Source organism: Methylobacterium sp. AC832, from assembly GCF_979256025.1.
This window is the reverse complement of the sequence record NZ_CEEDMV010000011.1, coordinates 31,806-56,721: the sequence shown is the minus strand read 5'-3', so window position 1 is coordinate 56,721 and position 24,916 is coordinate 31,806. Positions and strand designations below refer to the sequence as shown.

19 protein-coding genes and 2 pseudogenes are annotated in these 24,916 nt (G+C 65.2%); 6 read left to right on the top strand and 15 right to left on the bottom strand.

Annotated features, from left to right (window positions below):
• Positions 1-19: 19 nt before the first annotated feature.
• Both AC0IXR_RS23580 and AC0IXR_RS23575 read right to left on the bottom strand, forming a co-directional pair.
• Positions 20-739 carry a TRAP transporter small permease subunit gene (locus tag AC0IXR_RS23580; protein ID WP_471762388.1) on the bottom strand — a complete coding sequence of 240 codons (720 nt, stop codon included), beginning with the start codon at positions 737-739 and terminating at the stop codon, positions 20-22.
• A 568-nt stretch (positions 740-1,307) separates the two neighbouring features.
• Positions 1,308-2,798, bottom strand: a complete 1,491-nt coding sequence (locus AC0IXR_RS23575; RefSeq protein ID WP_471762387.1) for a diguanylate cyclase domain-containing protein — start codon at positions 2,796-2,798, stop codon at positions 1,308-1,310.
• 190 nt (positions 2,799-2,988) lie between these two features.
• Here AC0IXR_RS23575 and AC0IXR_RS23570 point away from each other — a divergent pair.
• Positions 2,989-3,441 (top strand): annotated as a pseudogene (locus AC0IXR_RS23570) (hypothetical protein); the annotation flags it as partial.
• Positions 3,442-3,535: 94 nt separating this feature from the next.
• Here AC0IXR_RS23570 and AC0IXR_RS23565 read toward each other — a convergent pair.
• A complete protein-coding gene (locus AC0IXR_RS23565; protein WP_471762386.1) occupies positions 3,536-4,648 on the bottom strand; it encodes an FAD-binding domain-containing protein in 1,113 nt (370 codons plus the stop codon).
• 80 nt (positions 4,649-4,728) lie between these two features.
• On the opposite strand from AC0IXR_RS23565, the pseudogene AC0IXR_RS23560 reads away from it, so the two are divergent.
• A pseudogene (locus AC0IXR_RS23560) lies at positions 4,729-5,051 on the top strand (integrase core domain-containing protein); the annotation flags it as partial.
• 1,017 nt (positions 5,052-6,068) lie between these two features.
• On the opposite strand, the gene AC0IXR_RS23555 reads toward AC0IXR_RS23560, so the two are convergent.
• The 10 genes from AC0IXR_RS23555 to AC0IXR_RS23510 all read right to left on the bottom strand — a co-directional run bounded on the left by AC0IXR_RS23555 (position 6,069) and on the right by AC0IXR_RS23510 (position 15,437).
• Positions 6,069-6,470 (bottom strand): c-type cytochrome, encoded by a 402-nt coding sequence (locus tag AC0IXR_RS23555; RefSeq protein ID WP_471762384.1) that lies wholly within the window; start codon positions 6,468-6,470, stop codon positions 6,069-6,071.
• Entirely contained in the window at positions 6,460-7,395 is a 936-nt protein-coding gene (locus AC0IXR_RS23550; protein WP_471762383.1) for a cytochrome c oxidase assembly protein, read from the bottom strand. The genes AC0IXR_RS23555 and AC0IXR_RS23550 overlap by 11 nt, the downstream gene beginning before the upstream one ends.
• The gene (locus tag AC0IXR_RS23545; RefSeq protein ID WP_471762382.1) at positions 7,392-7,715 is read right to left on the bottom strand and encodes a hypothetical protein; all 324 of its coding nucleotides are present in this window, start codon (positions 7,713-7,715) and stop codon (positions 7,392-7,394) included. The genes AC0IXR_RS23550 and AC0IXR_RS23545 overlap by 4 nt, the downstream gene beginning before the upstream one ends.
• A 74-nt stretch (positions 7,716-7,789) precedes the next feature.
• The gene (locus tag AC0IXR_RS23540) at positions 7,790-8,443 is read right to left on the bottom strand and encodes a cytochrome c oxidase subunit 3 (RefSeq protein ID WP_471762381.1); all 654 of its coding nucleotides are present in this window, start codon (positions 8,441-8,443) and stop codon (positions 7,790-7,792) included.
• A complete protein-coding gene (gene ctaD, locus AC0IXR_RS23535) occupies positions 8,440-10,356 on the bottom strand; it encodes a cytochrome c oxidase subunit I (RefSeq protein WP_471762380.1) in 1,917 nt (638 codons plus the stop codon). Before ctaD ends, AC0IXR_RS23540 begins: the two co-directional genes overlap by 4 nt.
• Positions 10,353-11,369, bottom strand: a complete 1,017-nt coding sequence (gene coxB / locus AC0IXR_RS23530) for a cytochrome c oxidase subunit II (protein ID WP_419951332.1) — start codon at positions 11,367-11,369, stop codon at positions 10,353-10,355. The genes ctaD and coxB overlap by 4 nt, the downstream gene beginning before the upstream one ends.
• Positions 11,366-11,929 (bottom strand): c-type cytochrome, encoded by a 564-nt coding sequence (locus AC0IXR_RS23525; protein WP_471762378.1) that lies wholly within the window; start codon positions 11,927-11,929, stop codon positions 11,366-11,368. The genes coxB and AC0IXR_RS23525 overlap by 4 nt, the downstream gene beginning before the upstream one ends.
• A complete protein-coding gene (locus tag AC0IXR_RS23520) occupies positions 11,926-12,759 on the bottom strand; it encodes a substrate-binding domain-containing protein (RefSeq protein ID WP_471762377.1) in 834 nt (277 codons plus the stop codon). The genes AC0IXR_RS23525 and AC0IXR_RS23520 overlap by 4 nt, the downstream gene beginning before the upstream one ends.
• Entirely contained in the window at positions 12,740-14,575 is a 1,836-nt protein-coding gene (locus AC0IXR_RS23515; protein ID WP_471762376.1) for a methanol/ethanol family PQQ-dependent dehydrogenase, read from the bottom strand. The genes AC0IXR_RS23520 and AC0IXR_RS23515 overlap by 20 nt, the downstream gene beginning before the upstream one ends.
• Before the next feature lie 58 nt (positions 14,576-14,633).
• Positions 14,634-15,437, bottom strand: a complete 804-nt coding sequence (locus AC0IXR_RS23510) for a Crp/Fnr family transcriptional regulator (RefSeq protein ID WP_471762405.1) — start codon at positions 15,435-15,437, stop codon at positions 14,634-14,636.
• Between the two features lie 556 nt (positions 15,438-15,993).
• Here AC0IXR_RS23510 and AC0IXR_RS23505 point away from each other — a divergent pair.
• Positions 15,994-16,971, top strand: coding sequence for an NAD(P)/FAD-dependent oxidoreductase (locus tag AC0IXR_RS23505; RefSeq protein WP_471762375.1), 978 nt, complete (start codon positions 15,994-15,996; stop codon positions 16,969-16,971).
• Positions 16,972-17,001: 30 nt separating this feature from the next.
• Here AC0IXR_RS23505 and glf read toward each other — a convergent pair whose 3' ends face one another.
• On the bottom strand, positions 17,002-18,159 hold the full coding sequence (gene glf / locus AC0IXR_RS23500; RefSeq protein WP_471762373.1) for a UDP-galactopyranose mutase: 1,158 nt from the start codon (positions 18,157-18,159) through the stop codon (positions 17,002-17,004).
• Between the two features lie 84 nt (positions 18,160-18,243).
• Positions 18,244-19,437, bottom strand: coding sequence for a glycosyltransferase (locus tag AC0IXR_RS23495; protein WP_471762372.1), 1,194 nt, complete (start codon positions 19,435-19,437; stop codon positions 18,244-18,246).
• 312 nt (positions 19,438-19,749) lie between these two features.
• On the opposite strand from AC0IXR_RS23495, the gene AC0IXR_RS23490 reads away from it, so the two are divergent.
• Genes AC0IXR_RS23490 through AC0IXR_RS23480 form a run of 3 tightly spaced genes read left to right on the top strand, consistent with a single transcriptional unit; the run spans position 19,750 to position 24,898 of the window.
• Positions 19,750-21,915 (top strand): sugar nucleotide-binding protein, encoded by a 2,166-nt coding sequence (locus tag AC0IXR_RS23490; RefSeq protein WP_471762371.1) that lies wholly within the window; start codon positions 19,750-19,752, stop codon positions 21,913-21,915.
• A complete protein-coding gene (locus tag AC0IXR_RS23485; protein ID WP_471762370.1) occupies positions 21,912-23,078 on the top strand; it encodes a beta-glucosidase in 1,167 nt (388 codons plus the stop codon). The genes AC0IXR_RS23490 and AC0IXR_RS23485 overlap by 4 nt, the downstream gene beginning before the upstream one ends.
• Entirely contained in the window at positions 23,075-24,898 is a 1,824-nt protein-coding gene (locus AC0IXR_RS23480; RefSeq protein WP_471762369.1) for an ABC transporter ATP-binding protein, read from the top strand. Before AC0IXR_RS23485 ends, AC0IXR_RS23480 begins: the two co-directional genes overlap by 4 nt.
• The last annotated feature ends 18 nt before the right edge of the window (positions 24,899-24,916 follow it).

Genomic DNA, 24,916 nt, shown 5'->3' with positions numbered 1-24,916 from the left:
ACGTGTCGGTGGGGCAGGCTTACGGGACTGCCTTCGGCGCGGGTTTAGGGCCCGCCTTCGGATCGGCCTCGAAAGCCGCCTTCGCCGGCTCGCCCGCGAGCTCCGCCACGAGGCGCTCGGCCTCCGACTCGGCGGCGGCGTGGTGACCGCCCGCGCTCGTCGTATCCTCGATCCGGCCGGCGAGGATCAGCAGGCGCTTGGTCAGTTCGGAGAGCCACTGCAGCCCGAGCAGGAAGAAGCCGACGAGGATCAGCCCCTTTGCCGGCCAGATCAGCAATCCACCGGCGTTGGTGGAGACTTCGGCGGAATTAAAGGAGTTCAAGAAGAACGGCGTCGTCAGCCAGATCATCACCACCAGGAAAGGCAGCAGGAAGAACAGGTGCCCGAAGACGTCGACGAGGTCGCGGCCACGCTTCGAGAGCCGGCTTGACACGATGTCGATGCGGATATGCTCGTTGTCCTTGAGTGTCCAGGCGGCGCACAACATGAACACGGCGCCGAACAGGTACCATTGCAGTTCGAGCCACGCGTTCGAGGAGGTGCCGAACAGCTTGCGCACGATCGCGTTCAGGGTGGACACGATCACTGCAGCCACGATCGCCCACGCGGCAGCCTTACCGATCCGCTCATTGAGCACGTCAATCCACTGGCTCAAGCGGAGCATGCGCGTCCTCCTCACGGGGTCGTTATTCGACGCCCCTATAAACTTTCTAGCGCGAAGCTCCGCCGAGATCAGCACGCGTTGTGAGAGTTCACAGTCTTTGTTACGGTCACCCGCGTCTAGGCGCCTGTCCCACGCATACCCGCGTCCGCGATTCGATCGGCGTGGGACGCCAGGATGTCCATGACCGCCCTGGTGCCGACGTTCGTCATCGCCCGCCAGCGGCGCGTTCGGCCATGACGACGGGCATCCGCAAGGGACACCATCCGCGAATGGCGAAGCTCGCCGCCGAGCACGGGGCGGACATCGAGCTTCGATCGGGCCATTTCCTTGGGCTAGCGAACGGATCGGATTGACGACTGCGATTCCCGAAACGTTTCTGCCTGCCATTCGGCGATCAGACGCTCGGACTACTGCTACGAGTGGACGGTGTTGATGTCCGCTTGGAGCTTCCAGCGACAAAAGCAGTCGCACCGCTTTCCACCCGTTCCTGTCGTACCCTCTGTCCCGCTCTGCGGCCTGGAAGCGGACTTTCCAGAACCTGCCAAGGGTCGAATGTGGTCGCTAGAAGCTGAAGGACCAAGGGAAGAGAAGGCGTTGGTCCGGGACCCTTCGAGTAGCCCGAGGTCTACCAGCATGATGCCGGCTAGTGCCTGCCCGCTCTTTGTTCTGAGCGCAGCATGTCGTGCGGAACGATTGCGCGCCCCTCACCGGAGACGGCAGCGGACCCGCGTTGGTGGTTCTTGGCCCGGTAGAGAGCTTCGTCGGCCCGTTTCATCAAGCCGCTGCGGCTCGCGATTGTCACGTTAAAGTGGCAGGCCCCGATCGTGGCCGACACGGTGATGACGCGTGCTTCCGTTTCTACATCGTGGCGTAACGTGGCGAGGAGATGCCCGAGGCGCCGTTTTAATTCGGCATCGTTAAGGCTCTCGGACAAGACGAGAGCGAACTCGTCGCCGCCTAGCCGAGCCGCAAGCCCGTCCGCTCCGCAGGAGGCCTGGAGCTTCTCGGCCATCACTCGTAGGACGTCGTCGCCGGCAGGATGCCCACAGGCGTCATTTACGGCCTTGAAGTGGTCGAGGTCGATGAGCAGAAGGACGAAGCCACTATCATTCTCGCGTACCAGCCGAATTCGCTCATCGAGAAACAGGTTGAGGCGGCTTCGGCTGGCAAGGCCCGTAAGGTCATCGGTCTGAGCGGCGTGGCGAAGGGCCTGCTCCATGGCGTGCCGGTCTGTGATGTCCTGAAGCACCCCAATCAGGGCCACCGCCGCATCAGCACGGAATTCCAGTTCGCCCTTTAAACGCACGCGCAAGGCCTCGCCTTGAGCATTACAAAAGTCGCTCTCGATGTCGAAGGACTCACCGCTCGAGATTGCGCGCGAGACCGCCGTCTCGATCATGATGCGTCCTTGTGCCGAGTAGAAATCGAGGACTGCTTCCAGGGACACTTCGTTGCCCACTGGCATTCCATGAATGGCATAGGTCTGATCCGAGTAGGCCATGACCTTCGTGCGAAGGCAGAGTCTCCACGAGCCGATCCGGGCCATCCGTTCTGCCTGACGAAGCTGGCGGTTGCTCCGGTCAAGTGCTTCCAGTGTCCGACGGCGCTCTTCCGCGAGCCGGACGAGCGCGAAGGTATTGCTGCGGGCTGTCAGTAGGGCTTCGGCAAGCCGCGCGAGGTCCCGCAGAACCGTCATGCCAGCCTCATCCAGTTCCCGCGGCTGACGGTCGATAACGCAGAGCGTAGCCACAGCGATGGGGCCGGCACCGTGCGGGCGTTCGACGCGAATTGGCATGCCGGCATAGAAGCGAATGTGCGGGTCCCCCGTCACAAGGGGATTATGGGCAAAGCGCGAATCGACTGTTGCATCGGACACGACAAGCAGGTCGTTGGCCTTGAGTGCATGAGTGCAGAACGCGTCCTCACGCGGGGTACCGTCGATACTCAGTCCGCAAACGGCTTTGAACCACTGCCGGTTCTCATCCACCATCGTAACAAGGGCGATGGGACATTCCAGCACTTGCCCGGCAGTCCGTACCAGGGTGTCGAACTCATGCTCGGGCGGCGTGTCGAGGATGCCGAGGCCCCTGAGGCATGCGAGCCGTTCGGCTTCACTTACGATTGCGTGCATCATTCCCCACCAATGAATCGCGCAGCTTAACACCCCCCTACCACTATGTACGGCATCTGACCGAACTACATTCAGTCCGGCAGCGACCTGTGGAAGGTCTATTCCTGGTTGTGGTCAGCGCTGCCTGGAACATCCCCTGCAGTTACCGTTTTGCTCTCTTAGTCGTGTTTTGCGGGTAAGGGGAGCTTATCGGGTGCAGAGATACGGATCTTCGTTCGGTATTGGAATTGTGGCTGGGATGCGGAGCATGTCCGCGTGCGCTGCCCTGAGCTGGGCGGCATCCCAAGGGCGAACGCGGGATGTACCCATTCCCCATGGTCCAGGCTCGCGCGCAGTTGCGACAGCGGCAGCACTGGCCGAAATGGCGGGCGACAAAATGCCGTTCGCACCTGACCGGCGCATCCCTCCGTCGTTCGCATTACGGCTATGCATTGGTACGGTTGGCGGGTGGGCATTGGCTGGGCAAAGGGCATCGCCAAAAACCGGAGCAATGGCTGGGGTGGCAGGCACGATTGCCGGCACGCTCCTTGGGCGAGCCATGCGGGGGCCAGACTCACGTACGACGGCGGGTCGCTCCAAGGGCCTAGCCGAGGATGCAGCTGCCGCTGTCCTCGCGACATTTGTGGTCGCTTCGGCGGAGCGCCGTTCCGGCACAATCACGACCGCTCCCTCAACCTCCGCTCCGAAAGCGGACCCTCAAGACGAGCGCACCGCGCGACTTCGCCAAAACGTTCAGCGAGTTAACGCAGTAAGAGCTGAGGGATAGCTTTCCGCATCCGGGAATAGCCTCGATTCGACAACGGCCAGGCTGCCTCGTCCCAGGCCCGTCGTAGGCGCAGGCAACCCTCTGGTAGCGCCGTGGCGGATGGCCCGACCGGTGCCCAGGCGGTCACGACTGGTAGGCTGTCCGCCCAACCACTAACAGCAAGGCCAGCCGGGCATCCGAAAAGGGGTTCGGCTCGCGCTAGGGCATCCGCCATCGCGGCTTCATCCGCGGCCTTGACCCGGTCTGAGGCGCTCTCGGCATGGGCAACGAGCCCACCGATACGGACGACCCGCGCGGTGCCAAGGCAGAGGCTCTCCGGGTGCAGGTCGTCGAGGTGCAGGAGGAGCGCGACCTCGCTGTTGGGCATGGCATCGACCAGCGGCAACGGCATTTCTCGGGGCGGCATCGGCTCGTCGAGGGCGTCGGGGTACTCATCGAGGCCAACCGGGTCGAAGCGTCCATCAGTATAGCGACGGATATTCTCGGCGCGGGCAACGTAGTGCTTGCCCCGGGTGTGCAGGCCGGCAACCCAGCGCCAGGAGAGCGTATTGGTGGCCGGATCGCCATCGACGAGGTGGCGCATGAAGAACTCGGCACCGAGAGCCCAGGGCAGGCGGAGGGTGAAGATCCAGATAGAGGCGAACCACATACGTGCGTGGTTGTGGAGCCAGCCAGTCTCAACGAGTTCGTGCGCCCAGGCATCAAAGCAATCAATGCCGCTCCGGCCTTCGACCGCAGCCTCATAGGTCCGCCGTAGGCCCTGTTCGGCGGCAAGGCGCTCATGACCCTCAGCGGTCAGCGCAAGGTAGCCTGTCCAGGCGGCGGGGTGGGTTTCCAAATGCCCCTTTAAGTAGGTCCGCCAGAACACCTCGCTGACGAACTTCTCGGCCCCCTCGTCGCCGAAGGCAACGACGGCCGCACCAACGACCTCGGCCTCGGTGATCAGGCGCCGACGCAGGTAAGGTGAAAGCGCCGAGGTCGTGGACCCCCCTTCGGGCCCAAGGTCGAAATTGCGGGACCCGGCATACTCGCCACCTTCATGTGCGATGAAGGTGGCGAGGCTTTCGAGCCCGGCGGCACGAGTCATTGGGAAACTGCGATCCATGACCATGACCTAGCGCTGGGCGGGGAGATGCCGATGCGACCTATTTTCGAGGGTTGGGGGAACTGCTGCGCGGAGGGCCGCACGCGATACAGGTCGATAACGGGCCTGAGTTCGTCAGGAAGGCGCTCGACCGCTGGCCTATGAGAAGGGCATCACGCTGGACTTCTCGCGGCTTGGCAAGCTGACCGACAACGCGCTGGTCTAGTCGTTCAACGGTTTGCGCGACGAGTGCCTGAACGCGAACTGGTTCGTGTCGTTGGCCGACGCAAGGAGCAAGATCGAGACGTGGCAGCGGCAGTACAACGAGAGCCGTCCTGACATAGCCCTGGGGTGGCTGACGCCCCAGGAATTTGCCTTGGCGGCGGCCCAGCAGGCCGCCGAATGAGACCCGGAGGCCCACCTTTCAACCGGACCAAGATCCGGGGGACCCTCATTCGAATTCCACGTTCTGCCCAGACGTTTCGCGTTATGAATACTGTTAGGCCTGGGCTCACGGGTTCTGCCGCTCGTCAACCATGCCTCCCCGGCACATTGCGGGTTTGACGGTTGCACCGAAACGCTGCTACGAAGCTTGCATTGAGCGCATGAAGAAGCCGTTTGTTTATAGGGCATTAAGGGTGGGGGCGGCGAATCCCCCCCTCTCCGCCAAGTCTTCTCGCCTAGGTGAGCTCCTCCCCGAAAAGTGTCTCTGCCCGTCATGTATACGGGATTGCACGCGCGTGCCGAGCCGTCACCTTACCCGCCATGGGCGGGGCCCTGTCTTCCAGATCCGGGTACCCAAGGCCTTCGATCCTGGTTTGCGGGTGGCCCCCGATTCGGGTCACGATCGGTCACGTGCCGAATTTGCGGTCGCCCCGGATCACCGATATCCTCACGGGGATGGTGCGTGACGAGTTCGAGCGTATCTGAATTAGCTGATTGAACGCCGTCGACCTGTTGTCACTCGCAGGCAGATCGAGAACCGCCTGACGGGCGCGATTCTGGCGCTGCTTGGTCTCACAGTTCTCGATTAATGCGCGCTGCCCGAGGATATTCGCGAGCCCGCGGTGGACGCCGTCTTCGATGCCTCAAGCCACTTCGGCTGCACGCGCGCGATGAGCCAAGTGCCATCGACGTGCGAGCCCTGGATGGAGGTTCCGGTTGCGTCAGCATTTCGGGGCGAAAATACCACTCGTGCAATGCTTGGCATGAACCAAGTCGTGGCCGTCCCGCGACCCGGCCCTGTCATGACTGAACTCGCGGCTATCAGAGCCATCTGGTGTAACTAAAGAATACGACCGGATCGGGCGGGTTTATGCCCAGACGCTTCACGGCAAATCGATAGCAAGGCGGACCTAAGCGTCGAACAGTTGTATGCTTCTTCGCAGCCATTCGCGTCACGGATAGAGCCCCGTTCGGCTCGTCACGGGTTTGCGTAAAGGTAGGCTGCGATGTCCCGAGCCTGCGTTTCCGATATTCCCGTGATGGGCATCGCGGTTCGCGGGTTCAGGGATTTCGGGTCTACGATCCAGCGAACGAGGTTCTCGGGCGTATTCGTGACCACGCCACCGATATAGACGCGCTCGGCCAGCCCGCGCAGAGGCGGGCCAACCCGGCCGCTGGGGCCTGCGACACCCGGAACGTCATGGCAGCCGGCACAGCCATAGGTGATCATCAGGGCCGGTGCACGTGCGGGATCGCTGCCGGTCAGTCCCTTGGCGAGGTCCACCCGAGCTTGTCCGCGCTCGATCCGATGCACGACGATTCCCGCCACGGAACCGATCGCGGCGAGACCGGCGGCAAGGACGATCCATCTACGTCGCATAGGATCGCCGCGTGGGACTTGGGTGCCGTGTGGAACTTGGGTGCCGTATCCAGAGCCCCATCAGGATCAAGGCGGCAGCCGTATAGACCAGACCGGCGGGAACCCACATGACGAGCCCGGCCAGCTGCTGGTCCTCCAGGGGAGTCAGTCCCCATTCGGCGGCGGCAGCGGTTTGGCGTGGATACCAGAGACGGGGCGAGACCGTGAGCAGCACGCCAAGCAGACCGGTATGGAGGCTCGTCAGGAACAGGTAGACGAAGGCCGCGCCAAAACCGCGGCGGCGCGCCGGTCCTCGCAACAAGGCCCACCAGAACATCAGGGCCGACATCAGGAAGCTGACATGCTGCAGCCAATGCGCGAGCGGGCTGACGAGAACGAGGTCGTACACTCCCGGCATATGCCAGGCCCAGAGCGCAACGGCATGAATGAGCGTCGCCGCCAGAGGTAGGCTGACGACGCTCCAGGCGCCCGCAAGACCAAGCCGTTGCGGCAGTCGAACGACCGGTCCGCGCCAGCGGGCGGGCAAGGCCCAGAGCATAGCGCTTCCAGGCCGCGCCAGCACGATCAGGGGCGCGGCGATCGCCATCAGCAATTCGTGCTCGATCATATGCGCCGTGAACAGGCGCTCGCCGAGCCAATGCAACGGTGAGAGCAGTGCGAGGGCGAGCACCGTCCATCCCGACCAGAAGCACGCGACCTGCCAGCGTCGCACACCGCGCCCGTGGCCGGCCCGGCGCCACAACCGGACGGTCCCGATGAGGAACAGGATGGCGCTGCCATAGAGCGGCAGGATGACCCGCAGATCGCTGGTCCAGGCCGCGCCCGTGGCCCAGAGTTCGCCGAGATCGCCGCCATGAGCGGAGGCGCTGCCCGGAAGGAACATGGTGGCGAGCCCGAGGCCGATCGCGGCGGCAGGCCGGCTCATCGCTCGCATCCATCGAACACGATCCCGGCGACGCCGTGGACCGCGATGACCAGGGCGAAAAGAAGGGAGACCAGGATTCCGATGATTGCGACCAGGCGATGTGGTCGTCCGCCCTCGGGCGGGTCGAGGGGAGGCGCCCTCGACGCATCGGGCATCGGAACGGTCCCGATACCAGCCGCCCCGGACCGTCCGAACGCTCGCCAGGACAGAAAGGCGCCCGCGAGACTGAACATCATCAGCGGAAAGGCGACGAGCGGCACGGCCCGTAGGCCATGGGCGCAGGTCCAGGGGACCATTGCGTAGTTCGCCTGCGTGCTCACGAGCCAGGCCGCCGGGCCCGCATAAAGGCCGGCCGATGGGAGCCCGCGCGCGAGCAGTTTCCGTACGGACGACGTCACCACCGGGGGAGCCAGTACACGACGAGGTAGATCGGCAGCCACGAGGCCACGACGAAATACCAGTAGAAGGCATTGTCGCTGACGTCGCTGAAACGTCGTCCCTTGGCGGGGCCCTTCGCATGGTGCGTGAACATCAGGACGGTGAGGACGAGGGTGTCGCCGGCATCGGTGACGAGATGCGTCAGGTGAAGCGCGAGCAGGACCCAGGTGATCGAGCCGTAGGCGTTCTGGTCCCAGCGGACACCCAAACCGGCGAACTCGTAGAGCCGCAGGCCAAGGGCGGCGAGCGCGATGAGCGACATCAGGATCAGCCCTCGCCGGACCCGGGGAAGATCCTCGTGATGGGCATCGCGATCGACGATGGCGTTGGGCCACAGGCTCGCCAGCAGCAATGCCGTGTTGAGCGTGCCCGCCCAATGATCCGGCGCTACGGGTGCGAGCGGCCAAGCCTGGTTCTGCTGGACGAGGTAGAAGTAGGTCCCCAGCGCCAGTGCGAAGGCCATTCCCTCGGTGACGAAGAAGCCGAGGGTGCCCCACCACATCGGGCTCTTGGGCCCGAACCCATAGGTTGGAAGATGCGAGAGGTCGCGGACGATGCGCGTCGGCACGACGGCGGAAAACGGGGGCGGGTCGCGAGGGGGGAGGGTCATTCCTCGTCCTCCGGCGTGTCCTTGGGCCAGAACCAGGCGATGAGGGCCGCGGCGATCGGGATCGCTCCCCAGAGGACGGCGTAGGGCGTGAAAATCGACCCTATGAAGGTGGTGCCGACGACGAGAGCGGCGACCAGCGGCCAGATCGAGGGGGCGGGCGAGGTCTCGCGCAGTTGCGGCTCGGCCTCCGACACGCTGGTGACCACCAATTCACGGTAGCGCGTGCTCAGTCCCGTCACCACCGGCAGTCCCTGCCGCTCCGCCCAGAGCGGCTCGCGATGGGTCACGAAGGGAATTTGGTCGAAGTTCTGCGGTGGCGGCGGCGAGGCCGTGGCCCATTCGAGCGTGCTGGCGCCCCAGGGGTTCGGGCCCGCCACCGCGCCATGACGACGACTCGCGACGACATTCCAGAAGAAGACGACGAAGCTCGCCAGCAACAGGAGGGCGCCCGCCGTCGAGAGCATCTGGAGGTTCGCCCATCCCATCTCGGGACCGTAAGTATAGACACGCCGCGGCATACCCATCAGCCCGCTGATGTGCATCGGAAAGAAGGTGATGTTGAAGCCTGTGAAGGCGAGCCAGAAGTTCCAGGCACCGAGTCGCTCCGACAGCATCCGGCCGGTGAATTTCGGGAACCAGTAGTAGATCGCCCCGAGGAGCGGAAAGACGTTGCCGCCGATGAGCACGTAGTGGAAATGCGCCACGACGAAGTGGGTGTCGTGCACCTGGGTATCGATCGGCACGGAGGCGAGCATGATGCCCGAGAGGCCGCCCGCCACGAAGATGAAGAAGAAGCCCATCACGAACAGGAGCGGTGTGCGCCAGATGGGGCGTCCATCCCATAGCGTCGCGATCCAGCAGAAGATCTGCAGCCCGTTGGGGACGGCGATCAGCATGCTGGAGGCGGTGAAGAAGGCCGCTCCCAGTTGTGGGAGTCCCGTCGTGAACATGTGGTGGACCCACAGCCCGAAGGAGAGGAACCCGGTGGCGACCAAAGAGAGGACGAGGGCGAGGTAACCGAAGATCTCGCGGCGCGCGAAGGTCGGGATGATGGCCGAGACGAAAGCGGTTCCCGGCAGGAAGATGATGTAGACCTCGGGGTGGCCGAAGAACCAGAACAGGTGCTGATACAGCAGCGCGTCACCGCCCTCGGCCGGGTTGAACAGATGCGTTCCGATCAGCCGGTCAAGGATGAGAAACGTCGAGGCGATCATCACCGCAGGCAACGCGAAGATGATGATGAAGGAGTTGATGAACAGCGCCCAGACGAAGAGCGGAATACGGTCGAGGCTCATGCCCGGCGCGCGCTGCTTGAGCACGGTGACGATGATCTCCACCGCCACACAGAGTCCCGACAGCTCCGTGAAAGTGATCATCTGCGCCCAGACGTCGGCGCGCTTGCCGGGCGAGTATTCGGGACCCGCCAGGGGGACGTAGGCGAACCAGCCGACATCGGGGCCGATGTTGAGCATGAAGGAGATCCACAGGAACATCCCTCCCGACAGGTAGATCCAGTAGCTGAAGGCGTTGAGGCGCGGGAAGGCGATGTTGCGGGTGCCGACCATCAGCGGCACGAGGTAGACCGCCATGGCTTCCCCGATCGGCACGCCGAACAGGAACATCATGGTGGAGCCGTGCATCGTGAAAAGCTGGTTGTAGGTGTCGGGCCCGACGAGCTTGCCCTCGGGCCGCGCCAGCTGCAGGCGCATCACGATGGCGGTGAGGCCGCCCAGAAACAGGAACAGGAAGGCAGTGGCGATGTAGCGGCGACCGATCACTTTGTGGTCGACGCTGGAGAGCCAGCCGATGATCCCCTCCCGGGTGCCCCATATCCGGGCAAGCCGAGCGGTGAGGGGCGGGCCCTCGCGCGCCACATCGGGCGGGTCGCCGATGGCGGTGGTGGCCTCGCTCATTTGAGGCCCTCGAGGTAAGCCGAGATGGTGTTGATCTGATCGGGGTCGAGCTTGACCAGAGGCATGTTCACGCCCGGCTTGATGCCGTGCGGGTCCACGATCCAGGCCGCGAGATTGCCGCGGCTCATCGGCAACGTGGCGGCGCCAAGCGTGCTGCGCGAGCCCAGATGCGTGAGATCCGGGCCGATGCGGCCGGCGGCCCCCGTCCCGCGAATCTGGTGGCACATGGAGCAGGGGGCGGCGGTGAAGGCGGCCTCGCCTGCGCTGGCAGCGGCGCTCGCCGGCTCGATGCGGGGGTGGACCTGCGCGTCCCGCCAGCGGCCGAAGGCCTCCGGCTCCTGGGCGATCACCAGCATACCCATCTTGGCGTGCTGCAGGCCGCAGAACTCGGCGCATTGGCCGCGATAAGTGCCCGCACGGTCGGCGGTGAAACGGAGGGTGGTGCTGCGCCCGGGGATGAGGTCCATCTTGCCCATTAGGCTGGGGACCCAGAAGGAATGAATGACGTCCGTCGATTCGAGCTTCAGCAGAACCGGCACGCCCACCGGCACATGAATCTCATTGGCGGTGGTGAAGCTGCGGCTGGGATCCGCACCTTCGTATTCGAGCTCCCACCACCATTGATGGCCGAGCACCCGAATGGTCAGGCCAGGGGCCTCGGACGCGGACAGGCGCCGCTGCCCGGCATAGCTGAGGCCGGTCAGGACCAGCACGACGAGCCCGGTGGCGACGGCCAGTCCGGCCACGAGGGCGGCTGTCCGGTTTTCGCGACGGAGATCGACGCCGAGCGGATCGGCATCGAGAGCGCGGCGCGCCCGCAGGCTCGCAAGCAGCGCCAGCATCACCGCGAGCCAGATCGCGAAGAGGATTCCGGTGAAGACCCAGAACAGCCAGAGCAGGTCACGGGCCTGGGGGCTGACAGGGTTCAGGGGGGACTGCATGAGGTTGCAGCCGGTCAGAGGCAGGATGGAGACCAGGGCCAGGCCATGCCGGGCGGGGAGCGACGCGCTCATTGCGGCATCTGCCCGGACGGCGGGATGATGCCGCCGGAGACCGGTGGGCTCGGGCTGGTCCTGTTCTCGGAAGGGTGCGGATGCAGGGTGTCGCTCCGGGCGGGCGCTGCGCTCGCCGGAGCGTTGCCGCTCATCGACCGGACATAGGCGGCGAGCTGCCAGATCTGGTCTTCCGTGGCCCGCCCCCGGAAGGACGGCATGCCGTTGGGTCGCCCTTCACGCAGCGTCTGGACGATGTTCTCGATGGAGCCGCCATAGATCCAGCGATCGTCCATCAGGGCGGGACCCATGCCGCCACCGCCCTGGCCGTGGCAGCCGTTGCAGTTGAACCAGGTGAACAGCTTCTTGCCCTGACTCATCTGGTAGGCGTTGCCCTCGAATAGCCGGGCCTTGCCGCTGGTCTGGACCATCGGCCCGGGCTCTCCGGGCGAGAGCCCGACGAGGGCGACCTGCTCCTGGCTTTCCGATCCGACCGGGCTCGGCCGAGCCTCCCGCTCCTCGCGTTGGCAAGCCGTCAGAACGATGCCGACGAGGATCAGCGCGGGCAGACGCGCCGTCATCGCGCCGCGACGGGTTGCGCGACCGCCTCCTCGGCACGGGGCACGTGGTACTCGGCCAGAATCGCGTCGATCTGCTGGCGACGCCCGGCGAGCGACGCGCCGACTTCCTGGCGGAGCGCCTCGTCCTCCCGACGCAGGCCCATGACGATGTCGAAGACCATCGGACGCATCGGGCCGTCGATCAGCGGCGAGACCGGTGTGACTCGCAGCCGGACATCGGATCGCGCTGCGAAATACCCGGCCATCGGCCCCCAGGCGATCGCCACATCGATCTCGCCCTTCGCCACAGCGTCGATGATCCGAGCCGGCGGGTTGGGCTCGGCGTAATCGCCGGTCAGCACGAAGCCGCGGACGTTGTCGGTGAAGCCGCGCCGGGCGAGGGCCTGGCCGGGCGGAGTGGTCGCCGCATCGTTGCCGGCCAGCTGCACCCCGATCCGGAGGCGGGCCAGGGCCGGGTCGTCCAGCGAGGCGACCGCCGGCCCATCCGCACGCGACACGAAGACGTAGGCGGAACGATAATATGGCCGCGTCGGACGCAGTCCCCCGAGCCCCACCGGCATGCCGGGAACGAGATCGCATGTCCCGGCGCGGATCGTGTTGCGCGGGAAGCCGCGCCGCTGCGCCCACCACGTATAGGCGACGGTCGCCTTCAGATCCCTGGCGATGAGTTCGACGATGCGGTTCTCGAACCCTTCACCGCGCTCGTTCGAGAAGGGCAGGTTGTTAGGATCCGCGCAGACCCGCAGCTCACGCGCCTGTGCGCCGGATGCAGCAACCATCGCCAAGCAGCACAGGAGGGCTGCCCCGCTCTTATGGGAGGGCGAAATCATAGAGCATTCCCCCCTTGGTGGTGGCCTCCTTGAGGTCTCGCATGGCGTTGAGGAAGCCGAGGGCACCGGTGCCGTCGCGCGGGTCGAGATCGGCGGAAACGACGACGCCCGGCCAGCCTCCGACGCCGGACAGGATCGCCACGTGCTGGCGCCCGTCCGGACCCCGATAGGTGGTCGGCTGCCCGATGATCCCGGAGCCGGTCTTGAACTGCCAGACGACCTCGCCCGTCCTGGCGTTCACGGCTTTGAACCAGCCGTCCATGGTCCCGTAGAAGGAGACGTCGCCGGCGGTGACGAGGGTTCCGCTCCAGACCGGGAAGTTTTCCTTGATCGACCAGGCCGCACGTTCGTTGGCGACGTCCCAGGCGGTGTAAACGCCCCGGTGGCCACCGGGCCCCGGCTTCATCCGCGTCTCGGAGCCGAGATAAGGCGTGCCGGCGATGTAGTTCGCCTGCATGTGCTCCTCGTCCATGCAGAGATTGGTATGCGGCATGTAGAGGAGGCCGGTCTTGGGAGAGTAGGCCGAGGGACTCCAGTCCTTGGCACCGGAGGCGTTGGGGCAGATGTCGCGCATCACCTTGCCCATCTCGGGCTTCTTCTCGGGAATGTATTGCAGACGACCGGTTTTCAGATCGACGCCCGTCGTGGTCGTGATGGCGTGGAATGGCTTTGCCGAGAGAACCTCGCCGGTCACCCGGTCGAGGATGTAGACGTAGCCGTTGCGCTCCGGCCGGACGAGCACCTTCCTGGGCTGCCCTTGCCAGGTCATGTCGAGCAGGATCTGCTCGTTGATCCCGTCCCAATCGTAGAGATCGTGCGGGCTCCACTGGTAGAACCAGCGCGCCTGACCCGTTTCCGCCTCGCGGGCGAAGATGCCGGACGTCCACTTGTTGTCGCCGGGCCGCTGGTCGGCGTTCCAGGGACCGGGATTGCCGGTGCCGTGATAGAGGAGATCGAGATCGGGGTCGTAGGAGAGCCACCCCCAGACCGTGCCGCCGCCCTGCTCCCAGGCCTGGGGCGGCCACGACGTCACCCCGAGATCCTGGCCCTTGTCCATGTCGTAGAACGGCTTGAACGCAGGCCCGATCAGCACGTCCTTGTCCGGCCCCGTATTGAAGGCCTTCCAGGCGACCTTGCCGCTTTGCTGGTCGAGCGCCTGGATCCAGCCGCGCACGCCGAATTCGCCGCCTGAATTACCGACGAAGACTTTGCCCCTGGCGACGAGAGGCGCCATCGTCATGGTCTCGCCGATGTGGATGTTACCGACCTTCGTCTTCCACGCCTCACGCCCGGTCTCGGCATCGACCGAGACGACGTTGCCGTCGAGGGTGTTGAAGAAGACATGGCCATCCGCGAAAGTCGGCCCGCGATTGACCACATCACAGCATGCGACGCCCTGGGACGCAGCCTCGGGCTTCGGATTGTACTGCCATTTCAAGGGCGCGCCCGGCTTCGTCAGGTCGAGTGCGTAAAGGATGTTGGGGTAGGGCGAGAGGACGTACATCGTCCCGCCGACCACGAGCGGTGACGATTCCTGACCGCGATTGACGCCCACCGAGAAGGTGAACGTGACGCGCAGGTTCCCGACGTTCTGCGGCGTGATCTCGGAGAGTTCACTGTAACGGGTGCTCGCGACATTTTTGGCCGGCATCGTCCATTGGCCGTCGTCTGGAGGCGCTGCGGACGAAGGCGGAACCGGAAGTACCTTGGCGGAGCCACTCGCTTGAGCCGATGCGGTCGTACCCTGGGCTGATCCAGGCGTCCCCGACGTCCAGAGAGACACAAGAAGCAGAGCCGAAACGATGCACCTGTTCACTTCAAACTCGCGGGTCTCACGGCGCAAAGAGTATGAGAGATCCTTATGAACGCTGATATTATAGCCTGCATTGACCTTGGTTAATGCCGTTGATGGCGTCTGGAATGCACCGCTCTCGATTCTCCGGCTCGACGGAGGGCGCCTTCGTGAAGGTCGCTCCATCCGGTAAACCGGTCCGGCCCGCCGTGCTGGGTGCCAGATACAGGTAGGTCGGATCGAACCCGACGAGTTCGCTCAAGGCTCGCCAGTTCTCGATGACGAGTTCATCACCGGCCAAAGAAATCAGGCCGCGGGCCCTCAAGTCTCGCAGAACCTGACCGGCATCGCCCGCCGTAAGTCCGGTGGCATCGGCAAGATCTCCCGTCGTCAGGGGAAACCTGCAGCGACCATCCTGCGCCAAGCCGATGGCGGTGAGCTTCGTGTAGATCTCACAGAGCAGATGGGCGATCCGCCCCGTCGAGGAGCGTCGGCCGATATTGACCATCCATTCGCGGAGGATCGCAGCGTCCAGCAGAGTATCCCGCCAAAGGGCCGCCGCGATGGCAGGAAAATGCTCTGTCAGACCATGGAGAGCGTGATGGGGAATGAAGGCAACCGTGCATTCCGTCAGGGCGCCGAGGCTATGCTCCATCGTCGGCAAATGGAGCTTTTGCAGATCGGGGATATCACCTGGGAGATGCAGGGACAGGATCTGTCGCCGACCGTCCTGCAGGGTTTTGAAACGGCACGCCCACCCGTCGAGGATGACGGAGCATTGCGATGAACCGTGACCCTCGGACGTGATCTCCTGGCGAGCAGCGAGGCGGCGGTATGTCCTGGGTAACCCTTGGATGGCATGGCGCTCATCCTCGGACAAAGTCATGACATTCATGAGCTTGCGGATCAGCGGCATCGCATCACTGGCGGTTTTGACGCTCGACGGAGCGCCGCCTCTGCCACCCGCGGAGAGACCGCGAGTCTGCACGCACGACCACGCACCGTCGGCGCACTATCTCTACCGACTATCACCCCCGATCCGGCCGAGCGTTAAAATAGATTGGCATCCGCGCAAAATCATTCCTCAACAATGATAAGCACATATTCTAATAAGTGTTGTCGTCATCGAACTTTCGTCGCGCAACCCGTCTCGGCCGCGGGACTCTGCGATGGTCGACAGGGCTTCCTTCGTCACGCGGCATACAACGACATCTCGACGTGAGAGCATTCGTGGCCACCGATCTTTCACCAAGCTTCGCCGCCTCGATTGATTCAGGTTGTTGTTCTGCCCCCCGCACCTCCGGAGAATGGCGTTGCTCCTCGTGGGCAGGGCTCGGCGATGGCCTGCGATGCAGCCGTGAACCCCTCTCGAATGTGCGGCGGCGATGGGGAATCGAGCGGCGCGGAGCGTATCGGGGGTAACTTTCAGGACGGATGACGGGATGACGATCGCATCACCGGTGAGCCGGGATACTTGCCTCGATTGCCTCGTGATCGGCGGTGGTCCGGCAGGATTGACGGCGGCCTTGTACCTGGCCCGGTTCGAACGCCGCTTCCTGGTCGTCGATTCCGGTCAGGCGCGAACGTCCTGGATCCCAACGAGCCACAATATTCCCTTCTTCAGCGCAGGAATATCCGGCCCGGAAATCCTGACCCGCCAGCGCGAGCACGCTTTCCGCTTCGGTGCGAAGATCGTCGACGGGACGGTCACGAAGCTGGAAAGACACAACGGCCGTTTCATCGCTACGGTCGAGGGCGGGGTCGCCCAACACCAGATTCGCGCGCACCGCGTGCTGCTCGCCACGGGTGCCGACGACATCGAGCCGAACCTGCCGGACCTGCCCGACGCGATCCGGCGCGGGCTCGTGCGGTATTGCCCGATCTGCGATGGCTACGAAGCGAAGGACAAGCGGATCGCCGTCATCGGCTATGGCGACCGCGGCCTCGGCGAGGCCGTCTTCGTCGCTCGAACCTATTCCCGGGACGTCACCCTCCTGACCCTCGGCCAGGGCATGGCGCTCGACGCGCGCCAGCGCGAGCAGGTGGAACGACATGGGATCACGGTGGTGCACGAGCCGGTGCTCGGCCTCGACATCGGGGACGGCCGGATCACCGTGCTGCGAACGGCGGACGGCGCGGAGCACCGTTTCGAGGTGCTCTATTCGGCCCTGGGTTTGACGATCCGCTCCGAACTCGCCCTCGCCATGGGTGCCCGCCATGATGGGACGGGCGCCCTGATCGTCGACGAGCACAACCGGACCACGGTGCCGGGTCTCTATGCGGCCGGCGGCGTGGTGCGGGGCCTCGATCAGGTGGTCGTCGCCATGGGCCACGGAGCCATTGCGGCCACCGACATCCACAACCGCTGCGAATTACCGACCGAAGAAGAAGCGGATGGCGGCGCAGCGGTCTCCGATTGAGCCTCCCGTCGGAGGTCGCGATCCGGCCCCTCAGGCGGGGCTCGGCGCGGCCAATTCATGGCCCGCCGACGGGCGCGCTCGCCCGTCGCGCCGCGACACCTCCGCATCGATCCGCCGGAACGTCGCCAAAGCCTGCCCGACGATCTGGTCCATGTTGTAGTAACGATAGGTCGCCAGGCGTCCGACGAACCAAACCCTCTGCTCTTCCAAGGCTCGGCGCTCATACCGCTTGTAGAGCGCCTGATGCTCGGGGCAGGGGATCGGATAGTAGGGCTCACCCTCCGCGACCGGATATTCGTAGGTCAGCGCAGTATGAGCGTGCTGCTGCCCCGTGAGATGCTTGTACTCGGTGACGCGCGTGTAATCCTCGGTTTGGGGATAGTTGACCACGCCGACGGGTTGGTGCCAAGGCACGTCTCGCGTGACATGCTCGAAGCGCAGGCTGCGATAGGGCAGCGGGCCGTAGCAGGTGTCGAAAAAGGCGTCGATCGGTCCCGTGAAGATCGTGCGGCAGGCCCGCACGGAACGGCTGAGGCTCCGGTAATCGGTATCGAGAGCCAGGGTGATGTTCGGATGATCGAGCATGGCGGTGAACATCGCCGTGTAGCCATGCTTCGGCATCGCCTGATAGATGTCGTTGAAGTAGCGGTCGTCTCGGTTCGTCCGTGTCGGCACGCGTGCCGTCACGGATTTGTCGAGCTGTGAGGGATCGAGCCCCCATTGCTTGCGCGTATAACCACGGAAGAACTTTTCGTAGAGTTCGCGCCCAACTGTGGAGACAACGACATCCTCCGCCGTCCGGATCTCCTCCACCGGCTCCGCCCGTGCCGCGAGCCACGCTTCGAGCTGTGAGGAATCGAGATCGAGCCCGTAGAGCCGGTTGATCGTGTCGAGGTTGATGGGGATCGGAACGCGCTGGCCATCCACTTCGGCCAGTACACGGTGCTCGTAGGGGCGCCACGCGGTGTAGCCGGAGAGATAGTCGAACACGGATTTCGCGTTGGTGTGGAAGATGTGCGGCCCGTATTGGTGGATCAGCAAGCCATCTTTATTCAAGCAATCATAGGCGTTGCCGCCGATGTGGTTGCGCCGATCGACGAGGAGGACCCGCTCGTCGCGCTCCCGTGCGATCCTTTCGGCCAGGACACTGCCCGCGAAACCCGCTCCAACGATCAGCCAGTCATACATCGCTTTCAAGCCCTCATGCAGCGGCCCGACGCCGTCGCCCGGGCGGCGGCGTGGAGAGGCGCGCGACAAAGTGGAAAAGGAAGATCAGGCCGTCTCGCGGAGCGGCGGCGAATAGGAAGCAAGTATCGGGATGCCCAGGGCGGCCATGATTTTCGCCTCCATGTCGGCCCAGGTCCGCTCCCAGGAACCGCCCGCGAGGCGAGTATCGACCTGGGTGAGCCAGGGCTCTCGCGGGCGCGCCATCAAGGCTTCGGCTGCGAGGACGGCCTGGATCGGCGTTTCGGCAATCTCGACGAGACCGATCTCGCCGTAGCTGCGCACCACGTCGACGATCGGCGTCGAGACGACCGGCAGTCCGGCGGCCAGGAACTCTGGCGTCTTCGTCGGGCTGATGAAGCGTGTCGAGGCGTTGAGGGCGAAGGGCATCAGGCCGAGATCCCAATGCGCCAAGTAGTCCGGAAGCTCGGCGTAAGACTTCGGCCCGAGCCAGTGGATGTTCGGCCCTCTCGGCAATCCGGCCGGATCGATCTTGACCACCGGACCGAGAATGACGAACTGCCAGTCCGGCCGCAGGTCGGCGAGTTCGTCGAGGAAATCGGCGTCGAAACGTTCATCCACGACGCCGAAGAACCCCAGGCGCGGATGCGGGATCGCAGCCTGATCGGCAGGGTCAGCCGTGACGCTTCCCCGAGCGCGGGCGAAATGCGCCGCATCGACCGAGGATGGGAAGCAATGGATGTTCGGATGTCGGTCGCATTTCGCGGCATGGAGGCTGTGCCCGCCGGTGAAGACGAGGTCGGCCTGTCCCAGCAGAGCCGTCTCCTGAGCGACCAGCGTGTCCGATGCACCCTTGAAGGCCGACAGCTCATCCATGTTGTCGTAGAGCGTCAGATCGCGCGGTAAATCGGAAGTGAAGGCGATGGCTGCCGGCGTATAGTACCAGAAGATCCGCGTCGTATGGCCGAGGGCGTCCAGTTCTTGTGCGAGGAGGCCTTGCAGGATCGAGACGGCCTCATGTGCATCCGCGGGATCGATGACCGGGACGAGGAGCTGCAGGGACGGCCCAATCCGCTTGCGCTCCAGCCGCGCCACGGCTCCCGCCTCGAAGATGGGCTCCTCGACGAAGACGACATCGAACCGTTCGGACGCATGGCTGAGAAGATGCTGTGGACGCTGCCAGACGAAATTCCAGCGTAGATGTGAGAAACAGACCAGCAATGGGCGAGCATCGCTCTGCGACGCACCCCGATACTCGAAGTCGAGGCGCGAATGCCGCAACGTCGGGAGCGCATTGATGGCGGAAAGTCCCTGTCCAATAGATGAAGGCGGCGTCGGTCCAGCTTCTTGCTTCACAGATGAATTCCCTCCTCAACTCCGCCAGCCATCGCTCAAGCGAAGCAGCACAGGCAGATCAGGATCAATAAAAAACCAATATTTTCAGCTAAACATGCCGTCTATCGCATAAGTTAATGATATTACCGTGGCCGATGCATATTATTATTCGAATAACATGTGACATCTTTTCAGATATCGGGTCATGATTAGTATGAAATCCGACAAATGCCTAAACCGGCGGTCGCGGATTGGACGATGAATTCATCAGCCGCACCCCCTGAACTGTGGGGTGGTTTCGAATGTACGGTTGCCCGGATTCAAGACCGGTTCCGCGATCAGATCCGCGAGACCGGCCATCGCTGGCGCATGGGGGATATCGATGCCGTCGCGCGGCTCGGAATCCGTACCCTGCGCTATCCTCTTCTGTGGGAGACGGTCGCCCCGCATGATCCGGATGCGCGGGATTGGTCCTGGCACGATGCGCGGCTGGCCCGCCTGCAGCGCCACGGCATCGTCCCGATCGTCGGCCTGCTTCATCACGGTAGCGGCCCGCGCTACACCAGCCTCCTCGATCCGGCCCTGCCTCGCCTGTTGGCGGATTATGCCGGCTCGGTCGCCAGGCGCTTCCCCTGGCTACGCGACGTCACGCCGGTCAACGAACCGCTGACCACGGCGCGATTCAGCGGTCTCTATGGCCATTGGTACCCTCACCTGCGCAGCGAGGCCGCTTTCCTGCGCATGGTCGTCAACCAATGCAAGGCGACCCTCCTCGCCATGCGGGCGATCCGCCGGGTGATACCGGATGCCCGCCTCGTCCAGACCGAGGATATCGGGCGGACCTTCAGCACGCCCGCCCTCGCCAGCCAGGCGGCCTACGAGAACGAGCGACGCTGGCTCAGCCTCGATCTCCTCTGCGGGCGGGTCGATCCTACCCATCCCTGGTTTAGACGCCTCATCGATCATGGCGTCCCGTTGGACGATCTGGCCCTTCTCAGCGAGGGGGAAGGTGCGCCCGACATCATCGGTGTGAACCATTATCTCACGAGTGAGCGCTATCTCGACGGTCGGCTGAGCGCGTACCCGAAGGATCTGCGGGGCGGAAACGGCCGCCAACGCTACGCCGATGCGGAGGCCGTACGCGTCGCCCTCTGCGACGGCGGTACGGGTCCCGCCGCCCGCCTCACCGAGGTCTGGCACCGCTACCGCACCCCCATGGCGATCACCGAGGCGCATCACGGCTGCAGCCGGGACGAACAACTGCGCTGGCTGGCGGAGCTTTGGAATGCCGCCACGGCTCTCCGTGTGAAAGACATTCCGGTCAAAGCCGTGACCCTATGGTCCCTCATGGGAGCGGTGGACTGGAACAGCTTGCTCGTCGCCCGGGCCGGAACCTACGAGCCCGGCGCCTACGACATCCGGGCACCGCTGCCCCGCGCGACGGCCTTGGCCAAAGCCGCGGCATCGCTCGCGCGCACGGGACGGTTCGATCATCCGGTCCTCGACATGCCCGGCTGGTGGCGCCGACCATCGCGCTATTACGTCAAGCCCGTCGACACCCCTCCAGTCGCCCATTCGGAGCGGGCCAGGCCTGTCCTGATCCTCGGTTCCGACGGCGCGCGTGCGCGCGGTCTGGCTCGCATCTGCGAGGAGCGTGGTCTCCGTCACATCGGCGCTCCGGCCGCGTCCGGAAAGGTATCGGCCCTCGCCGAACTGATCGCCCTGCACGGAGCCTGGGCGGTGATCGACGCCACCGGCCTCGATATCGATGCGGCGGCAAGGCGTTATCCCGGCGGTACGCTTCTCGTCGATGCCGGCCGGGCAGGGCGGGTCGCCTCAGCCTGCACCTCAGCGGACATACCACTCCTGGTTTTTTCCAGCGACCGGGTTTTCGACGGCAGCCTCGGTCGCCCCGCCTGCGAGGCCGATCCGGTCAGGCCCGAGGGCCTCTATGCGCAAAGCGTCGCCGAGGCCGAAAGGCGCATCCGGTCCCACGCCCCGCGCGCCTTGATCGTGCGGCCCGGCCTCGTCTTCGATGCGCCCGAACCGGCCAGCGGATCGGAGCAGTTTCTCGGAGCCCTCGGGGAGAGCGGCGGAAGACTGCCCCGGCCGACCGAGATCCTGTCCCTGAGCTACCTGCCGGATCTCGCCCATGCGGCGCTGGACCTCCTCATCGATGGCGAGGCCGGGCCCTGGCATCTCGCCAATCGCGGTGCGGTCCTGCGAGACAGCTTTGCCGCGGAAATCTCACGCCTTCTGTCGAGTCCTGCGCCGCCTGCCGTCCAGGGTGGAGCGCCGACCACCAACCGAGCCCTGACGAGTTCACGGGGCCTCCTCATGCCGACCCGGATCAGCGCCATGCAGCGCCTTCGCGACGCCCTCGGTGCCACTCCGCCGCTTCCCGCGCGCCAGGCCGCGGAATGACCGGCGCCCTGAGCGCGTTCCGCGAGGAACCGGCATGCGGGAGGGGGCACGCGATCACCCCGACGCCGTTCCTCGGCGGGTTCGAATGTTCGACCCATCGCCGCGCCGATGGACGCCGCCTCGACCTGATCGCCGCCACCGGCCACGACATCTGGGCGGCCTCCGATTACGCGGCCTTGCGCGCTCGCGGGCTGGGCGGCGCCCGCGATGGCCTGCGTTGGCACCGGATCGAGGTCGCCCCTGGCTGCTACGACTGGTCGAGCGCCCTGCCGATGCTGCGGGCGGCCCGCGACAGCGGCCTGCGGGTGATCTGGGACCTCTGCCATTACGGCTGGCCCGACGACATCGACATCTGGTCGGATGCCTTCGTCGCCCGCTTCGCCGCCTTCGCCTCCCACGCCGCACGGGTCGTCGCTGCCGAGACCGACGGGACACCCGCCTTCTGTACCGTCAACGAGATCTCGTACTGGGCCTGGGCAGGAGGCGACGTCGCCCGCATGGCGCCCCTGGCACTGGAACGGGGGCCGGAGCTGAAGCGACAACTCGTGCGAGCCTCCATTGCCGCGACGAGGTCCATCCGGGAGGTCGTGCCGGACGCGCGCTTCCTCCATGCCGAACCCCTGATCCATGTGATTTCCGGGCATCCCGAGGGCGAGGCGGCCGCGAACGCCTACCGGAGCGTGCAATACGAAGCTCTGGACATGGTGAGCGGACGCCTCTGTCCGGAACTCGGCGGTGATCCTGGCTGCCTCGATATCGTCGGCGTGAACTTCTATCCGGACAACCAATGGGTCCATGGCGGGGGGACGATCCCCCTCGGGCACCACGCCTACCGGCCCCTGCGCCACATGCTGGCCGACGTGCATGCCCGGTTCGCACGCCCCATTCTGGTGGCCGAGACGGGCGCCGAAGGCAGCGCCCGCCCTGCCTGGCTGCATTACGTCTGCGGCGAGGTCCGGGCCGCCCGCCGAATGGGCGTTCCGGTGGAGGGAATCTGCCTCTATCCGGTCGTCGACTATCCCGGATGGGACAACGAACGGCCCTGTGCGGTCGGTCTGTTCTCGACGCCCGATCCCGATGGACGACGGTCCTGCGACCCGGACTTCGCCGCGGAACTCGCCCGCCAGCAGGGCCTGTTTGCGGACATATCAGGTACCTCATGACGGACGCTCCCTTCGTCTCCCCGCACCTGTCCGGTCCCGGCCGGTTCATCCTGCATCACATCTCGCGCTGGCGTTGGCATTTCGGCCTGCTCTTCGCCCTCGTGATCGCCTCGGCGGCCTGCGGCGTCGGCCAGCAATACGTGCTCAAGCGGTTCGTCGATGCGATGACGCTGCCATCCGACGCCGCGTCGGCCGTCACCGGGGTGCTGATACTGTTTCTCGGCCTGATCGCCGCCGAGAGCCTGCTCGCCCGGCTGACCGGCTGGCTCGCCTGCCGCACGACGGTCGGGGTCGGGGTCGGCCTGCGCCTCGAGCTCTTCGACGAGCTCAGCGCGCAATCGATGCGTTACTTCGCCGAGAACCTCGCCGGTTCCCTCGGCCAGCGCATCACGGCCACGGCCGGCAATTTCGGAGCGCTGATCAACACCCTGATCTGGCGGATCATTCCGCCGCTCGTGGATGTCGGCGGGGCCGTGATCATCTTCTCCACCATCGACCTCGCGCTCACGGCGGCCCTCCTCGTCTTCGTCACCGCCGTGACCCTTGGCCTGATCGTGTTCGGGGAGCGCGGCCGGCCGATTCATCGGGCCTATTCGGGGGAGGCGGCGACCGTGGCCGGGGACCTCGTCGACACGATCACCAACATGTGGACGGTCAAGGCCTTCTCGGCGCGCCGCCGCGAATGGCTGCGCCTGCGGACCGGCTTCGAGGCCGAGGCCGCCGCCCAGCGACGGAGCTGGATGTATCTCGAAATCGCCCGTCTCCTCCACGACCTCGCCCTCTGGGTGATGGCGGCCGGCATCCTGACCTGGGCGATCGTTCTATGGGGGCGAGGGCAGGCGAGCCCCGGCGACATCGTGATGGTCGCGAGCCTGACCTTGCGCATCCTGCACAGCTCGAAGGACATGGCCCTCTCGCTCGTGGACGTGGCGCAGCAATTCGGCTTCATCGAAGAAACCCTGGCGGTCATCGCCAAGCCCCGGACGGTCCGCGACGCGCCGGGCGCTCCCGCCCTGCTCTGCAGCGCCGGCCGGATCGAATTGCGGGATGTCTCCTTCGCCTATGGGCCGGGTGCGCGCGCGCTCGACGGTGTCAGCCTGACCATTCCGGCCGGGCAGAAGGTCGGGATCGTCGGCCCTTCCGGCGCGGGCAAGTCAACGCTGATTCAACTCCTGCAGCGCCTGCACGACGTGGAGAGGGGGGCCATCCTCATCGATGGGACGCCCATCGACTCCATCACGCAGGATTCGCTTCGCGACGCTCTCGCGGTGGTGCCCCAGGACATCAGCCTCCTCCATCGCAGCGTGATGGAGAACATCCGCTTCGCCCGCCCGCATGCCGACGACGCGGCCGTCTTCGCCGCCGCCCGGGCCGCGGCCTGCGACGGTTTCGTCAGGCGCCTGCCGCAGGGCTATCACACGATCGTCGGCGAGCGCGGTGCCAAGCTCTCGGGCGGCCAGCGTCAGCGGATCGGCATTGCACGCGCCTTCCTGAAGGATGCTCCGATCATCCTGCTCGACGAAGCGACCTCCGCCCTCGATACCGAATCCGAGATGGCGATCCAGGCCGCCCTGGTGCGGATCATGCGTCACCGGACGGTCGTCAGCGTGGCCCACCGGCTCTCCACCCTCACGGGTTTCGACCGCATCCTCGTCATCGACCAGGGCCGTGTGGTCGAGGATGGCAGCCCCGCCTTCCTGCGCCACGCCGGCGGCGTCTTCGAGCGGATGTGGCGGCTACAGGCCGAGGGACTTCCTGGCGACCGTCATGACGCCGGCGGTGCCGAGGCGGCGGCGGCGGAACACGCCCATCCTGCCTGATACCCCGTCTCGGTGAGG

Excerpts from the sequence above, each read along its gene's own strand:
- AC0IXR_RS23575 (WP_471762387.1), bottom strand. The coding sequence starts at position 2,798 with ATGATGCACGCAATCGTAAGTGAAGCCGAACGGCTCGCATGCCTCAGG.
- AC0IXR_RS23565 (WP_471762386.1), bottom strand. The coding sequence starts at position 4,648 with ATGACTCGTGCCGCCGGGCTCGAAAGCCTCGCCACCTTCATCGCACAT.
- AC0IXR_RS23555 (WP_471762384.1), bottom strand. The coding sequence starts at position 6,470 with ATGCGACGTAGATGGATCGTCCTTGCCGCCGGTCTCGCCGCGATCGGT.
- AC0IXR_RS23550 (WP_471762383.1), bottom strand. The coding sequence starts at position 7,395 with ATGAGCCGGCCTGCCGCCGCGATCGGCCTCGGGCTCGCCACCATGTTC.
- AC0IXR_RS23540 (WP_471762381.1), bottom strand. The coding sequence starts at position 8,443 with ATGACCCTCCCCCCTCGCGACCCGCCCCCGTTTTCCGCCGTCGTGCCG.
- ctaD (WP_471762380.1), bottom strand. The coding sequence starts at position 10,356 with ATGAGCGAGGCCACCACCGCCATCGGCGACCCGCCCGATGTGGCGCGC.
- coxB (WP_419951332.1), bottom strand. The coding sequence starts at position 11,369 with ATGAGCGCGTCGCTCCCCGCCCGGCATGGCCTGGCCCTGGTCTCCATC.
- AC0IXR_RS23525 (WP_471762378.1), bottom strand. The coding sequence starts at position 11,929 with ATGACGGCGCGTCTGCCCGCGCTGATCCTCGTCGGCATCGTTCTGACG.
- AC0IXR_RS23520 (WP_471762377.1), bottom strand. The coding sequence starts at position 12,759 with ATGATTTCGCCCTCCCATAAGAGCGGGGCAGCCCTCCTGTGCTGCTTG.
- AC0IXR_RS23510 (WP_471762405.1), bottom strand. The coding sequence starts at position 15,437 with ATGACTTTGTCCGAGGATGAGCGCCATGCCATCCAAGGGTTACCCAGG.
- AC0IXR_RS23505 (WP_471762375.1), top strand. The coding sequence starts at position 15,994 with ATGACGATCGCATCACCGGTGAGCCGGGATACTTGCCTCGATTGCCTC.
- glf (WP_471762373.1), bottom strand. The coding sequence starts at position 18,159 with ATGTATGACTGGCTGATCGTTGGAGCGGGTTTCGCGGGCAGTGTCCTG.
- AC0IXR_RS23490 (WP_471762371.1), top strand. The coding sequence starts at position 19,750 with ATGAATTCATCAGCCGCACCCCCTGAACTGTGGGGTGGTTTCGAATGT.
- AC0IXR_RS23485 (WP_471762370.1), top strand. The coding sequence starts at position 21,912 with ATGACCGGCGCCCTGAGCGCGTTCCGCGAGGAACCGGCATGCGGGAGG.
- AC0IXR_RS23480 (WP_471762369.1), top strand. The coding sequence starts at position 23,075 with ATGACGGACGCTCCCTTCGTCTCCCCGCACCTGTCCGGTCCCGGCCGG.